This is a genomic window from Flavobacterium sp. ZT3R18, from assembly GCF_007097385.1.
Taxonomy (GTDB): Bacteria; Bacteroidota; Bacteroidia; order Flavobacteriales; family Flavobacteriaceae; genus Flavobacterium.
This window is the reverse complement of record NZ_VJZS01000001.1, coordinates 531,518-546,932: the sequence shown is the minus strand read 5'-3', so window position 1 is coordinate 546,932 and position 15,415 is coordinate 531,518. Positions and strand designations below refer to the sequence as shown.

Here is a 15,415-nt window from a genome sequence, read left to right as displayed (position 1 = left end):
AAAACTGATAAATATCATACTATTAAGAAACATATTAGAATACATTTGCAGATTGTAAAATACTTAAAAAACAGTTATTTAACAAAAACCTCACTATAGAACCTTTTCTAAAGCTTTTAGAAAGAGGTACCTTCAAAGTTTTACCTTATCTTTGCAAAAAAATAATCTTCAATTAAGAAAACACAATTAAAGTTTCTAAAAATGAAAAGTCTTAAAGAACGTATATTGGAATTGAAAAAAGAGAAAAATGCGGTAATCTTAGCCCATTATTATCAAGAAGCCGATATTCAAGATGTTGCAGATTATGTAGGTGACAGCTTAGGATTGTCTCAAGAAGCCATGAAAGTGGATGCTGATATTATTCTTTTTGCTGGAGTTCATTTCATGGCCGAAACTGCCAAAATTTTAAATCCTACCAAAAAAGTAATTCTGCCAGATTTGAACGCAGGTTGTTCCCTTGCCGAATCTTGCCCTGCTGATCTATTTCAAAAATTCACGGAAGCACACCCCGATCATATCGTAATCACTTATGTAAACTGTTCTGCCGAAGTAAAAGCGTTGACAGACATTGTGGTTACCTCCTCAAATGCAGTTAAAATTGTAGAGTCTATTCCAAAAGACAAACCTATTATTTTTGCACCAGATAAGAATTTAGGAAAATATGTAATGGAGCAAACCGGTAGAGAAATGCTACTTTGGGATGGTTCTTGTGTGGTTCACGAAGCTTTTTCACTAGACAAGCTTATTGCACTATACAAACAAAACCCGGATGCCCAAATTATTGCACACCCAGAATCTGAAACACATATTCTAAAAACGGCAAACTACATTGGTTCTACCGCAGGAATGATTAATTATGTAAAAACCAATCCGAGTAACAAATTTATCGTTGCAACTGAAGCGGGTATTTTGCATAAAATGAAACAAGAAGTACCAAATAAAATTCTTATTCCAGCGCCATCAAACGAAGATAACACTTGTGCTTGTAGCGAATGTGGGTATATGAAAATGAATACACTTCAAAAAGTATACGACTGTCTATTGAATGAATCTCCAGAAGTTAATGTTCCGGAAGACATTAGAAAAAAAGCATTAATCCCAATAGAACGTATGCTCGAATTATCTTAATAATGATTACAACCAATTATCTAGTTATAGGTTCGGGCGTTGCCGGATTGACATTTGCCATCAAAATTGCAGACCGCTTTCCGGACAAAACTATTACGATTATAACCAAAGCCAACGCTGACGAATCGAATACCAAATACGCTCAAGGCGGCATTGCCATTGTTACCGATAAAACCGAAGATTCGTATCAAAAACACATCGAAGACACCCTTATTTGTGGTGACGGACTGTGTGACGAAGCTGTAGTGAAAATGGTTGTTACCGAAGGCCCTAAACGGCTGAAAGAACTGATAGAATGGGGAGCGCAATTTGACAAAAATGCCAAAGGTACTTTTGACTTAGGTAAAGAAGGCGGCCATTCTGAAAATAGAGTGGTACATCATAAAGACCAAACTGGTCACGAAATTCAACGTGCCATTTTAGAACAAGTAATGCATAAAGAGAATATTACCGTTCTAGATCACTACTTTGCCCTCGAATTAATCACGGTAGATAACCGTTGCATAGGAGCTTATGCCCTTGACGAAAAAACAAACGAGATCATTACGTATCAATCTGATTTTACTTTATTGGCAACTGGAGGTATCGGACATTTATATGGTCACACCACCAATCCCATTATTGCTACAGGTGACGGAATTGCAATGGCCTATCGTGCCAACGCTACCATAAAAGATATGGAATTTATACAATTTCATCCAACAGCTTTATATGACACCTCTGCTGGTTCTAAATTTTTAATATCTGAAGCCGTTCGTGGTTTTGGAGCTCGATTGAGAACCAAAAAAGGAGAACTGTTCATGCATAATTATGATTCTCGAGGGGACCTTGCCTCTAGAGACATTGTCTCCCAAAGCATTGACTTAGAGCTCAAAAAATCGGGTGATGAATGTGTTTATTTAGATTGCACCCATCTGGAAATAGAAGGATTTAAAAATCACTTCCCCATGATTTATGCACATTGCAAAAATGTAGGGATTGACCTTGAAAAAGAGTGGATTCCTGTTGTCCCTGCCCAACATTATTTATGCGGCGGAATTGTAGTAGACATAAACGGAAAGACCTCTGTAAATAATTTATTTGCGTGTGGCGAATGCTCCAGAACTGGTTTGCATGGTGCCAACAGACTGGCTTCAAATTCCTTGTTAGAAGCTTTGGTGTACTCAGATAAGGTTTACCATTATTTGGCAGAGAATCCTTTTATTGCTCCAAAAACAGAAAGTACCATCCCAAAATGGTCTATTGAATCTAAAGCAAAAATTGCTCCCGAATATATTGCCCAAATGAAAGCGAAACTACAGCTTTTGATGCGTCAAAATGCGGGAATCGTTCGATTTGATTCGGATTTATTAAAAGCTAAGGAGCAACTCAAAATCATGCAAGACGAAATAGATGAAAAGATTCAAAATCATCTCGTTTGCACTGATTTATACGAATTGAACAATATGATTGACATTGGAAATCTTATCGTACAACAATCTATTGATCGTAATGGGAATTGCGGTGGATTTGTAAAATTTACTTCGAAGGATATCACAAAGTAAAGAGCTTAAAAAAATAAATATAAAAAGTCCCTTGACAGAAATGTTAAGGGATTTTTGGGTTAGCTTAATGACTTCGCTAATTCGCCATTTCTTGTGCAAAAAAGTAAAGGTGAGGGATAGAAGTTGACTACCGAAGTGCGGGGGTCACGCCCAAATCAATCATAGTTTTCTCCCTTTCCATTTCATTCTTTTATTCTTTTGAATATTTGAAAAGTAAACTTGATTTTTCTCCTAAAAGAAAATAATTAATTCCTTTTGAAATAGATCGAAATGGAAAAGTTAAAATCCAAAAAATATACATTGTTCAAAAAAAAAGATGTTCCGATAATTGAAAACAGTTTTGAATATATGACTGTCCGTAACTAATACCAATAAGATTATTACACGAATTGTTCAATAAATGTAAAAACTTGAATGTTTTTATTTGACACAGATTTCACAGATTAATTTGTGAAATCTCTGTCAAGAAAATCAATCATGGTCTGCTTAACGGATTGTCATATTTGAATATACCAAATTGGATTCAAAGCAGAATGAAAAACGGAGATAATTTTACCTACAGAGTTTTAAAAAATAATTTTTCGACTCTATACTTTTAAACCAACAACACTCCTTCTTTTCTATATTATTTTCAATGAGTAACGACTTAACATTATCAAACGTTACTGATGCGATTTGAGTTAAAGCTTCATTGGCAAAAAAAAGAATAATGTGATATTGCACCTATACTATTTAGTGAATAAATTACTACCTTTGAAATATTATTAACAGCAGAAGTCAATAATTTTGTGAATTGACGCTTTAGAATCAATCTTTTTAAAAACTACTTATTTACAGATGAAAATTAGAAAAATCGGAACCAACAAAGATCTACATGATATCAATAATAAAAATCCTTACAAAATCATTCTCATTACTTTAATCATTCTCTCTACAGCAACTTTTTTTGGGTTTAAATATTTTAAAACGCAACCTACTAATGTTTGCTTAGATTCAGATACCAAAGTCTACAACGAATACAAAGACGCAGTTGTACTTATAAAACATAGGTATGGTTATTTTGCAAAAATTAAGGGAAAAGAAATTCAGCTTACTACTGAGGATGCCAAAGAAGAAACTGTTTACGGAACTGGTTTTTTTGTAGATAAAGACGGGAAAATATTGACCAACAGTCATGTTTTGCAACCATGGAAGTCATCAAATGAAGAAGATGAAAAAACAAATACAACTATAAGAAATCTAAGAATGAAAATTGCTTCAATTCTTACTACTGATGTTTCTGAAGATGAGTACGAAAGTTTTATTGAAAGAAACTGGAAAATTGCTTCGGCGTATGACGAAAATGAAGGCGAAGGCGAAGGTGATTATGAAGAAGGAAATGAAGAAGGAAATGAAGAAAGAAGAGAAGAACCAGCTGGTGAAGAATTTATCAGCTCAAATGATACCGAAGTAGATACATCCAAAGTAGCAACAGATATTGCAGCATCTATTCCGGTTAAAGAATACGTATCGAGGGAAGATATTGAAGTGTATGTAAAAACGGTAGATATTGAGGTAGCACTTCATGATTCGGATGAACAATGGCTTAGTTGCGAGATCGAAAAAATTTCAGAAGATACCAATATTGATTTAGGCATTGTACAACTAACAGATCATACAACCCCAGAAAGTGTTGCAAACATCATCAATCTTGACAATGCAGTTGAGGATGATGCCTCTTTAAATCCCGGCCAAAAAGCGATAATGATAGGCTATCCTTTGGGAATGGATTTGGCAAAGACAGATTCAGGTATTAAAGTGCAACTTTATGATGGTAAAATAAGTAAAGAATCAGACGGTAATAAAATTCAATACAGTATCACTTCTACACATGGCGCTAGCGGTGCACCGGTATTTAATGAATGTGGCCAACTGATTGCAGTCAATTTTAGCGGAGTAGATCAGGTACAGGGTTTTAATTTTGGAATTGTTGCCAAGCATATTCACAATTTTTAATTAGAAGTTATCTTAAAACTCTAAAAACCCTTAGTAAATGTTTTAAAATAAACCTTTACTTATTAATTTTTTAGTTTTTCTTCTTCGTAATCAAATAAAAAATCGCTTTTTTAATATGAACAAAATTTTCACAATAGGTGCGTTAATGGTTTTTAATGCCGTTTTTTCTCAGATTCCAACTCTGGATATAGAAAATCAGAAAAAAAATCTAGTAATCCTGCAAGAAGTAAAAATTGACACCCAGATTTTAGGCAATCTTGCCACAACAACAGCCATTTACACATTTTACAATCCTAGCAACAGAATTTTAGAGGGTAAACTTACCATTCCGTTACCTGAAGGAGTAAGTATAAGTGGCTATGCTTTAGATATCAACGGGAAATTAAGAGATGCAGTTCCTGTTCCCAAAGAACGAGCTAAAGAAGTATTTGAAAGTCTTGAAAAAAGAAATATTGATCCAGGTATTATTGAAAAAGTAGCTGGAAATAATTTCAGAACAAGAATTTATCCGATTCCGGTGAAAGGTAGCCGAACCATTAAGATTACCTATCATCAGGAACTAAAAAACTTCGCTTCAGAATATCTCTATTTTTTAAGTTTTGCCAATGCAGTCAGTATTCCAAAATTTAATCTAAAAGTGTTGATTAATGAGAGTCTGACAACTCCTAAAATTACGGAAAATCCAGATGGAAGTTTTGCTTTTCAGAAACAAGGAAATCAATGGGTTGCTGAGATTAGTAAAGAAAATTTTACACCAAGCGAAAGTCTTAAAATAACAATCCCAAAAGTAAACCAGTCTTCAAATGTGCTGCTACAGAAAGCTTCTGGTGACAAATTTTATTTTGCTGCCAGTGTTTCGATGGATTTCCCTGTAAAAGAAAAGCCAAAATCTCAGAAAATTGCCATTATTTGGGATAATTCTTTCAGCGGATCAAAGAGAAACCTTGAAAAAGAACTTGACTTTCTTAATGCCTTTTTTTCCAGCAACAAAGATATTTCAGTAACTTTTGTTCTTTTAAATAATATTCTAGAAAAAGCAGAAGAATTTACTGTTTCCGGAGGAAACTGGAGTGCATTAAAAAATAAAATTATTAACTTGAAATACGATGGGGGAACCGACTTTGGTGCATTAAAAGAAATTCCAGAAATAGAAGAATATCTTTTATTTTCCGACGGAATTTCAAGTTTTGGCGATTTAACTTTAAAATTCAAAAAACCACTAAACAGTATAGTAAGTACACCTACTTCAGATTTTAACCTGCTTAAACTTTTAGCATCACAATCTGGAGGGAATTTTATCAATCTTAATGAATTAGACACTCAATCTGCACTAAAAGCATATAACAAACTGCCTGTTAAATTTTTAGGATTTAAAGAAAATACGACTATTCAGGAGTTGTTTCCAAATGTTGGAACTGTAGTAAATGAGCCAGTGAATATATTTGGAATTTCATCTCCAAATTTGGGTAAACTTACCGCTCTTTTTTCTGTAGGGAATAAGAAATATGAAGTGCCTATAGATTTTAATACCGCTGTGCAAGTAGATAAATGGCCAATTGCACAATTTTGGGCACAAAGAAAAATTAATGATCTTGAACTTAATTCAACTCAAAATCGCGATGAAATCAAAAATTTGAGCGAACAGTTTGTGGTGGTAAGTAAAAATACCAGCCTTATTGTACTGGATGACATTAATGATTATGTGCGTTACGGAATTACACCACCTCAGGAATTATTATCAGAATACAATAAAATCGTTTCGCAAAATAAAAAGGAAATTTTAGAAAAAAGAAAAAATCTTCTATCCAAATCTTTTGATATAACTCGTGAACTGATAACTTGGTGGAATACAGAATTTAAACCCGTCGAGAAAAAGCAATATCCTACAATTTCTAATCAGTCGGTTAGAGAAAACCAATTAGCAGAGTCTGTTGTTATTAGTGACCGGAAAACTGGCGCGGAAAGTGTTGCCGAAAATAACATTGTTGCATCTATGAAACCGAAAGGTAAAATAACTTTGGTAGATGTAGAAAGCAACGAAGAATATATGAAAGATTTTCAGGCGTTGCAGACAGCTGAATTGATTTACCAGAAATATCTTGAAAATCGTCCAAAATATGAAAAGCAGGTTACTTATTATTTTGATGTGTCTAAATTACTATTCAAAAAAGGAGATAAAGCGCTTTCTTTAAAAGTTTTAAGTACATTAGCAGAGCTTGATCTGGAAAATGAAGAATTATACAAAACGATATATTATCTGCTAAAACAGAGAGGTAATTATGAAAAAGAATTGTGGATTACCCAAAAAATTCTAGAATGGAGACCGTTCGATTCTCAAAGCCACAGAGATTATGCATTGGCTTTGATTGATAATAAAAAACCTCAAGAAGCTCTTAATGTCTATAAATCCATGCTTTATCAGGAATATACCGATGAGATTTCTGTGAGAGACAATGGCATTGAAGAAATTTTGATTATGGAAATCAATAATATTTTGATCCAAAACAAAAATGTTGATGCAAGCAAAATAGATGATCGTCTAAAAGCAAATCTCCCGATAGACATCCGAGTTGTAATCAACTGGAATAAAGACAATACAGATATAGACCTTTGGGTTACAGATCCGAGAGGAGAAGACTGTTCATACTCTCATAAATCTACCGAAATCGGAGGCAGATTAAGTAACGATTTCACTCAAGGTTTTGGTCCTGAACAGTTTTTACTAAAAAAAGCCATCAAAGGAAAATATACAATTAAAACCAATTTTTTCGGTGAGAGACAGAATATCCTTTCTGGACCAACAACTGTGATGGCGGAAGTGTATCTCTATTATTCTGATGGAAGGCAAGAACGCAAAATTGCTGTTTTCCAGAGTCAGAAAGAAAATAAGCGTGAAAACGACAGCAAAATTCTGATTGGAGAATTTGAGTTTTAGAAAAAAGCATATAAAAATACCGAAGATTAACGCTTCGGTATTTTTTTTAAAAAAATTTCCCTAAACTCAAGACTTAAGCAATTGGTTTAAAAAAAAATTATTTATAATTTTTCTTCTCTTCCATTTCTTCTTTTATTCTTTTGTTGATATCAACTTTGGCCCCTTTTAATACATAAATTGTAATCTCCGGCTCTCTGGAATATTTATTGCTTCGCTTCCCAGCTAAATAAACAGTATTAAATAATGGTTTTTCAACTTTTCGTTCTGGGTCATCATCACCTTCTTCTTTTACTAAAACGACATTTTTAATTTTCATGTCTAATGGAAGCCAATCAATATAATCCGCATTAAAGGAACTCGCAACCACTTTTCTATTGTTGGTGTAATAATTGATAGCTCCTGCTTGCCCATAATTATCACAAAGGATTAAAGTATGTTCAAGATCGGGTATTGTTGCACAAACCGAATCAACTTTCATAGCCAATTCTTTCCAACCCAACATATCGGCAAAATCTTGTGGCAATAAATGATCTTTACCATCTTCCCATCGAAGCAAGCCGAATTTCTGATACGGTTTAGCATGATTCACTATGTATTCTGGACTTTTGTTTGGAAAAAAAGCATTGTACATCGGAATAAAAAGTAGAATTGGCAGTACAATTAAAACAGGCTGCAAATATCTTTTCCATCCCTCTTTTAATTGGTTCGCCAGATAAACGGATCCAAAGGAAATATAAATAGGATAAAGTCCAATAGCATAATAATCTTTGGCTTTAAAATACATAAAGACTACAAGTGTAAAAATAATGGTCCAAAAGAACAATTTGTATTTTTGGAACGGTTTGTACAACAATAAGGCTAACCATCCCGATACAATAACAAAAAAAGAACCAATAAAAAAAAGCAATTGTGATTTTAAAAACCCGAATCTATCCACATAAACCAATTGCGTATCGGCTAACTCCTTTAAATGATGAATCACTGGGAAGTTGTTATTATATTGCCATAAAAGGTTTGGTGTAATTAATAACAATCCTAGAACAAGGGCAGCATACAATTTGGGTTGACCAAATATTTTACGCTGGTCGGTCAATACAAGAGCGGGTATCAAACCAATAATTAGAAAACCGATGTTGTACTTATTTAGAAAACCAAAGACAAATACGATTGCGCCAATGAAGAGCCATTTTTTATTTTCGGTATTGATGTATTTGATTAGAATAAAATAAAAGGTTGTCCAACAAAAAACATCAAAAGAATTGGGTTGATATAAAGTGTTTAGCCTTAAAAGCGCAGAAAAGAATACACAAGTTGCCCCCAAAACTAAGGCGAACAAATTTCCTTTTAATTCTTCAATGGCTTTCCATACTACCACAATGGTCAAAGCGCCAAACAAGGCTGGAAAAAATTTAACCCAAAAAATCGAATTCCCCAAAAGATAAATAACATAAGAAATCCAAGAGGTGAAAGGCGGAACAGACAAATAACCCCAATCCAAATGATGCGCTTGGTCAAGGTGTAAATATTCATCTCGCTGCAAGTCGTAATCGGTACTTATTAATGAATATTGCAAAACAAATTTTAATATAATGAACCCTAATAGTAGTAATGTCTTTTTTGTCATAAAGTGTTATCTCTTAAAATTATCGCTAATACCCGTTCGTATAAAACCTTTAAATCAAACTTTTATTGCAATTTGTTGTTCTATACTCTCCTTTGCTTTTTCCCATTCATTATTCAAAATACTGTAAAAAGCAGTGTTTCTCGGTACTCCATTTGGCTCAATTTTATCTTTCCTTAAAATTCCTTCAAATACGCCTCCAATCTTTTCAATTGCTCTTCTTGAACGTAGATTATTATCTTTTGCCCTAAACTGAACTCTATTGGCTTCTAAAGTTTCAAAACAGTAGTTTAGCAATAATAATTTACATTCTAGGTTTACGGTTGTTCCCCAAAATTCTTTCATAATCCAAGTAACTCCAATTTCAAGTTTTTTATCATTGGGACATATTTCAAGCAATCTTGTAGTTCCTATAATCGTGTTTGAATATTTATGAATTATTACAAAAGGATAAACATTTCCGCTATCCCTTTCATTCAAGGCATTGTTAAAATTAGGATAAAAAATTTCCTTAACTGAATAATCTACGGATGTTAGCTCCCAGATTTCTTTATTAGAAGCTGCTAGAAATAAGTCATCTAAATGTGCTGCCTCTAAAGGAAGCAGCTCTACTTCATTACCTTCTAAAATTATGGGATGATCGATCCAATTGCCTTTCATATCTTTTTATATATTAAGCTTACCGCTAATGTTAGTACATCAAAAAAATTAGATGAACCGATTTTTATTAATTAGAGCGTAAATATAGCAGATTAAAACTACAACAAAATAACTTCTTGCAAAAAGACAATATGGTAGAATTGCTTGCGGGGATTCCTTTACCAATTCGGCTAATACCCTCGTGTCCTTGTTCCTCGAAATTTGAAGCTAGTTACCGAAGTAGCGCAGATAGCTCGACAGCAGTAATAAAAGGGCGAATAAGCAGCGTGAGTAGCCATTTTTATTACTGCTAGCACTCCCAAATGAGTCTTTTCTAAAAAAAATCCCAGTCGCTAAACTGGGATTGATCATAAGGAGTTATTGGCTGTTACTATTATTGTTGCCTTTTATTGCCTGTTGGCAAATAATACAACCACGAAAATCCTATTAGAAACAGGATCAATGAGGCGATAAAAGCTGGTATCAATATTTCGCGATTGTTTTCTAAAGCATTGTTCAACGAGGCATACAACAACCAGATCTGTATGGTTACATTCAAAATTAATATAAAAATTAAAGTCGAAAGGATGTTGTTCAACTTGTTGGGATTTGCTTGATTTTGACTGGTTCTAAAGGTGCTCATATTTTTTAGTTTTCGGTTTTCGGTTATCAGTTTTCGGTTATCAGTTTTCGGTTGTGAGTTGTGAATTGTGAGTTATCGGAATGAAACTAAAAATGATGTGTTTTACTCATAACTGACAACTTTTCTACACTGCCTGTTCTTCGTGCTGAGACGCTTTTACATAGATGTCGTTTTCCTTGAAAAATACCTCTAGGCTTGGCAAGGCTCTTGGTGGCGGGCCTCCCAAAACATCTCCCGTTTTGGCATCAAATGATCCTTCATGACAAGGGCAATGAATGATCCCAGTGCCAGGTTTGTAAAATACGGAACACGACAAGTGGGTGCATTTTTGCTCGTATGCTTTGAAGTCCCCGCTCTCCAAATGAATTAAAATATACGGTATGGTACTACCCTCGATCACAAAAGCACGAGTTCCGCCTACAGGTACCTCATCCTTTTTGCATACAAAATGATCGCCTTGCACTTCTTCTTTGGGAAGTAAATACGCTTTGGCGGCCACAAGACCACTACCTACCATTAATCCCCCAGAAACGAGCGTGAGGAATTTGGCAAAATCACGGCGACTTACATTGGTCGCTTGCTGCTTGAGAATTGGAAAGTCTTTCTTCCAATTTTTATTTAAATTATCTTCTTTTGACATGGGATTCGTTTAATAAATTTTTAATTCCGTACTTCCTTTTGGCATCATAATATTGACTTTGGTATTGACAATTTCTTTCCCAAATATAAAGGTGTTGACAGGCGTGCTGTTCGGACGCATTTCTTCGATTTCGGCTCTGGAGCCGAAAAACAAAGCACCACTTGGACAAACAGTGGCACACATTGGTTTTTTTCCGATGCTGGTTCTGTCGTAGCACATCGTACATTTCATCATTAAATCGTACGATTCTTCTTTTTTGGGTACGCCAAAAGGGCAGGCCATCACACAGTTGGAACAACCAATACATCTTTCTGTATTGGCGGTATGTACGATTCCATTTTCGTCTTTAGATATGGCATCGGCGGGACACACATTGGCACAAACGGGATCATCACAGTGCATACACACCTGAACGGTAGTTTGAATCGTTGAAGCGCGGTCAACATAATTCACGTGAATTAAGGTTTCCTGACCGTTGGTTTCACATTCGGCGCAAGCCATTTCACAGGCTTTACAGCCAATACAGCGTTGCATATCTACAAAAAATTCCTCGTTTTTATTGAAACTGGTGTAATTCATATTCCTTTTTTATAGATTAAACGCTTGCATACGCTGTTGATTCTTTGGAAGGCCCCGCAATTTCCTTAAGCGGTTCTAAATGACAAGCACATACCTTAAATTCAGGTATTTTTGAGATTGGATCTAATGTTCCCGGCGTTAATTGATTGGCCGATTTTTTACCAGACCAATGGTACGGAATAAAAACGGTGTCCTCCCGAATGGTTTCAACAATATTCGCAGGAAAAACTCCTTCTCCTCGTCGGGTTGAAACTTTTATCAATTCTCTTTGTTTGATTCCGTATTGTTGCGCCAATTTAGGATGAATTTCCAATAATGGCTCTGGATACTGGTCGACTAACTTCCCTATTCTACGGGTTTGCGTACCGCTCAAATATTGAGACACCACACGTCCGGTTGTCAAAATCACAGGATAATCCGCATCGGTTATTTCGCCCGGAAGCTTGTACGGTGCAGGATTAAAATGCGCTTTCCCATCAGGGGTTTTAAATTTTTTGTCTTCCCACAATCGCGGTGTCCCGGGATGATCTTCGGTTGGGCAAGGCCAAAAAATTCCCATATTCTCCTCAATTCGTTTGTAGGTGATTCCGTTGTAATCAGCCGTTCCGCCTTTGGAAGCTACACGCAATTCATTAAAAATGGCTTCACTATTTTCGTAGGTAAATTTATCTTCAACACCCAGACGTTTGGCCAATTCGAGAATTATGGAAGTATCTGTTCTTGCGTCTCCCGGAGGCGTTACCGCCTGACGAATACGGATTACTCTTCCTTCTGCCGATGTCGTAGTTCCTTCCTCTTCTTCCTGCAAAGAACCCGCCAACACGATGTCGGCATGACGAGCCGTTTCGTTCAGGAAAAAGTCAATACAAACATAATATTCCAGTTTTTCTAGAGCTTCCCGAACGTAGTTGCTATTAGGCAAAGACACCAACGGGTTGAAACAAATTGATATCAATCCTTTTATTTCTCCACGATGAATGGCTTCGATGATTTCGTAAGCCGAAAGGCCTTTTCCGGGCATATCTTTCTCGTTGATTCCCCAAACTTCCGAAATATACTTACGGTGTTCCGGATTTTCGATGTCTCTGTTTCCGGGCAATTGGTCGCATTTGTGTCCGTGCTCTCTACCGCCTTGACCGTTTCCTTGACCGGTAATGGTTCCGTAACCACAATAAGGCCTACCAATTCTTCCTGTTGCGAGTACCAAGTTGATACATCCCAAAACATTATCCACCCCTTTCGAGTGGTGTTCTATTCCACGGGCGTGAAGCAAGAAACTTGTTTTGGCTTTGCCCCATAACTCGGCGGCTTCTTGTATTTTATATTTATCGATTCCCGTCACTTCCTCTGCCCATTCTAGCGTATAGTCTTTTACGGCATCTATGGTTTCCTGAAAACCAGAAGTATAATTGTCAATAAAATCGTGATCCAGCATATCGTGATCCACCAAGTATTTTAGCATCGCACCATATAAGGCCGAGTCAGTTCCCGGTCTCACATCCAAATGAATGTCCGCAGTTCGCGCCAGTGGAATCATCCTTGGGTCAATCACTATAATTTTGGCACCGCGATCACGGGCTTTCCAGATCCAGTGTGTCAGCGTTGGAAATGTTTCGCTAATATTGGCACCGGCCACAATAATCACTTCGGCATATTCCAGATCCGAATAATTATTCGAAGCCCTGTCCAATCCAAACGCTTTCTTGTTACCCGCACCCGCACTCACCATACACAAACGCCCGTTGTAATCCAGATTTTTGGTTTTTAGAGCCACACGGGCAAACTTCCCAACAAGGTAACTTTTCTCATTGGTCAATGAAACCCCCGATAACATAGAGAACGCATCATTCCCGTATTTTTCCTGGATGCGTTTGATTTCCGAAATCGTTTTACCCATCGCATCGTCCCAAGAGACAGGCACAAATCCTTGCCCCGGAACGCTTTTTAATGGAGATAAAAGTCGATCTGGATGGTTGTTTTGCAAATAGCGTTGCACCCCTTTTGGACACAGTCTCCCTTCATTAAAAGGAAATTCCATCCAAGGCTCGAAACCAACCACTTTATTGTTTTTTACCAACAATTGAATCCCACATTGCATTCCGCAAAAACAACAATGTGTTTTTACAGCTTCGTCTGGTTCATCCCGTCCTTCATATCCATCCTTTGGCGCATAATTAAGAGTGGGACCAAAATGTTTAATTATATTCTCCTCTGCTACTGGTAATTTTGCCATTTTATATTTTTTACAGTTGTATGTTGTCTGTTTTCATTTTCAAAAATCTAAAATCCTAATTCTAAAATCTGCAATCTTCCTCCTCTGGGCGTGCCCCCGTTGAGAAAAGGGGCTTACTTATAGCACCGCTTACAAAGCCCCTTTCCTCAACGGGGTCGGGCTATACGCGCTACTTCGGTAGCTAGCTGCTATCCCTCACGCAACGCAGTAGTAATCAACATCAGTATTCAATGAAACATTTTGTTCTTTCAACATCATTCCTCCGTCTTTCAATCTGCTTTCTGAAATCTAAAATCTGCTTTCTAACCTCTTTTTTCTATTTTCTATTCTCTTTTTTCTATTCTCTTTTTTCTAAATTCTAACCTCTAACTTCTAAATTATCCAAACAAATTCCCGCCTGCCAGCCTAGCTTTCAAATGCGCTTGTGCCAGTCGTGATCTTTTCCCCTCAGGGCTCAAATCCAAATGTGACGTTCCGTCTTCGTGAGTAAAATTGAAACCCAATTGTTCCGTTACGGTTTTCAAATCCTGAATATGTAATTTAGTGGCAAACTCTTCTCCTGTGTGCGGGCAAACTGCCATTCCCATTTTCATTCCTTGTTTCTTGTAAATATGCGCTCCAATTTGGGCTGGACGCTGAATAATATGAAAAAACTTTCCAAACGGAATCCAAATCAAAAACATAATTACCGTAACGGCGTGTAATACCGCCAAGAAATCAAAGGCAAATCCTTTCATGAATTGGTACGAATACGTCAATCCCAATCCCGTTACCGAAATGGCAATCAACAAAATAAGCGGCAACAAATCGCCCTCAAAAGATTGCGTAGCAATCAATCCCGGATTCGTCAAACGTCTTCTCAAATAATATAGAGATCCAAAAATCACCAAGTACGAAGACCAGTTCAAAGCATGGAAAGTCAAAAAAGCGATTATAGAACCCAGTTCGAAATCCATCACTTTAAAACCAAAAAAGTAAGCCTCATATACCGAAATGGTATTGGGAGCCATCGCAAAATGAATCCAACCAAAAGTAAGCGGAATAGTAATCAAAAATGCCGAAGTACATCCCACCGCTATCATAAAATGCGCCACCCAACGGTATTTTCCCCTCGGATAAATAAATTTCTGAAAAGCGATATTCTCTACGGTCTCTTTCGTGGCAAACCAAAAATGCGAGAACACTTTTCCCGTTACCAAATATGTAATTCCACGTTTGAAATAAATCCAAGTAGGTGGTCTTTGTAACCAAACCGAATAGCGGTACACAATCCCGAAGAAGGCAAACACGGTCCCGAATAAATAAGTAACCAGTGCCGCGTCAAAATTTTGCAATTTTCTGGAACCAAAAAACACAAGAGCAATCATAAAAATGGAGAGTCCCGTTGCAATCAGTAAGGCTTTGGTGTTATAGGTTTTGTTTTTCATGTTTTATGCGTTAATAACAAATAAATTAAGA

At 36.3% G+C, this 15,415-nt stretch carries 11 protein-coding genes; 4 read left to right on the top strand and 7 right to left on the bottom strand.

What is annotated here, in order from left to right:
* The first annotated feature begins 201 nt into the window (after positions 1 to 201).
* The 4 genes from nadA to FNW52_RS02365 all read left to right on the top strand — a co-directional run bounded on the left by nadA (position 202) and on the right by FNW52_RS02365 (position 7,602).
* Entirely contained in the window at positions 202 to 1,128 is a 927-nt protein-coding gene (gene nadA, locus FNW52_RS02380; protein WP_143375815.1) for a quinolinate synthase NadA, read from the top strand.
* A gap of 2 nt (positions 1,129 to 1,130) precedes the next feature.
* Positions 1,131 to 2,672 (top strand): L-aspartate oxidase, encoded by a 1,542-nt coding sequence (nadB, locus tag FNW52_RS02375; protein ID WP_143375814.1) that lies wholly within the window; start codon positions 1,131 to 1,133, stop codon positions 2,670 to 2,672.
* 837 nt (positions 2,673 to 3,509) lie between these two features.
* Entirely contained in the window at positions 3,510 to 4,667 is a 1,158-nt protein-coding gene (locus tag FNW52_RS02370; protein WP_143375813.1) for a serine protease, read from the top strand.
* A gap of 115 nt (positions 4,668 to 4,782) precedes the next feature.
* Positions 4,783 to 7,602, top strand: coding sequence for a VIT domain-containing protein (locus FNW52_RS02365; protein WP_143375812.1), 2,820 nt, complete (start codon positions 4,783 to 4,785; stop codon positions 7,600 to 7,602).
* Between the two features lie 97 nt (positions 7,603 to 7,699).
* Here the strand turns inward: FNW52_RS02365 and FNW52_RS02360 are convergent, their stop codons facing one another.
* From FNW52_RS02360 to FNW52_RS02330, 7 genes are all read right to left on the bottom strand, one after another.
* Positions 7,700 to 9,226: a glycosyltransferase family 39 protein gene (locus FNW52_RS02360; protein WP_143375811.1), complete on the bottom strand. Its 1,527-nt coding sequence runs from the start codon at positions 9,224 to 9,226 to the stop codon at positions 7,700 to 7,702.
* 54 nt (positions 9,227 to 9,280) lie between these two features.
* A complete protein-coding gene (locus FNW52_RS02355; RefSeq protein WP_143375810.1) occupies positions 9,281 to 9,883 on the bottom strand; it encodes a GNAT family N-acetyltransferase in 603 nt (200 codons plus the stop codon).
* A gap of 373 nt (positions 9,884 to 10,256) precedes the next feature.
* Complete coding sequence (locus FNW52_RS02350; RefSeq protein WP_143375809.1) at positions 10,257 to 10,505, bottom strand: DUF6755 family protein; 249 nt, start codon at positions 10,503 to 10,505, stop codon at positions 10,257 to 10,259.
* Positions 10,506 to 10,629: 124 nt separating this feature from the next.
* Positions 10,630 to 11,145, bottom strand: a complete 516-nt coding sequence (locus FNW52_RS02345; RefSeq protein WP_143375808.1) for a Rieske (2Fe-2S) protein — start codon at positions 11,143 to 11,145, stop codon at positions 10,630 to 10,632.
* 9 nt (positions 11,146 to 11,154) lie between these two features.
* On the bottom strand, positions 11,155 to 11,724 hold the full coding sequence (locus FNW52_RS02340) for a 4Fe-4S dicluster domain-containing protein (RefSeq protein ID WP_143375807.1): 570 nt from the start codon (positions 11,722 to 11,724) through the stop codon (positions 11,155 to 11,157).
* A 16-nt stretch (positions 11,725 to 11,740) separates the two neighbouring features.
* On the bottom strand, positions 11,741 to 13,957 hold the full coding sequence (locus FNW52_RS02335) for a molybdopterin oxidoreductase family protein (protein ID WP_143375806.1): 2,217 nt from the start codon (positions 13,955 to 13,957) through the stop codon (positions 11,741 to 11,743).
* A 377-nt stretch (positions 13,958 to 14,334) separates the two neighbouring features.
* Entirely contained in the window at positions 14,335 to 15,384 is a 1,050-nt protein-coding gene (locus FNW52_RS02330; RefSeq protein WP_143375805.1) for an MFS transporter, read from the bottom strand.
* Between the last annotated feature and the right edge of the window lie 31 nt (positions 15,385 to 15,415).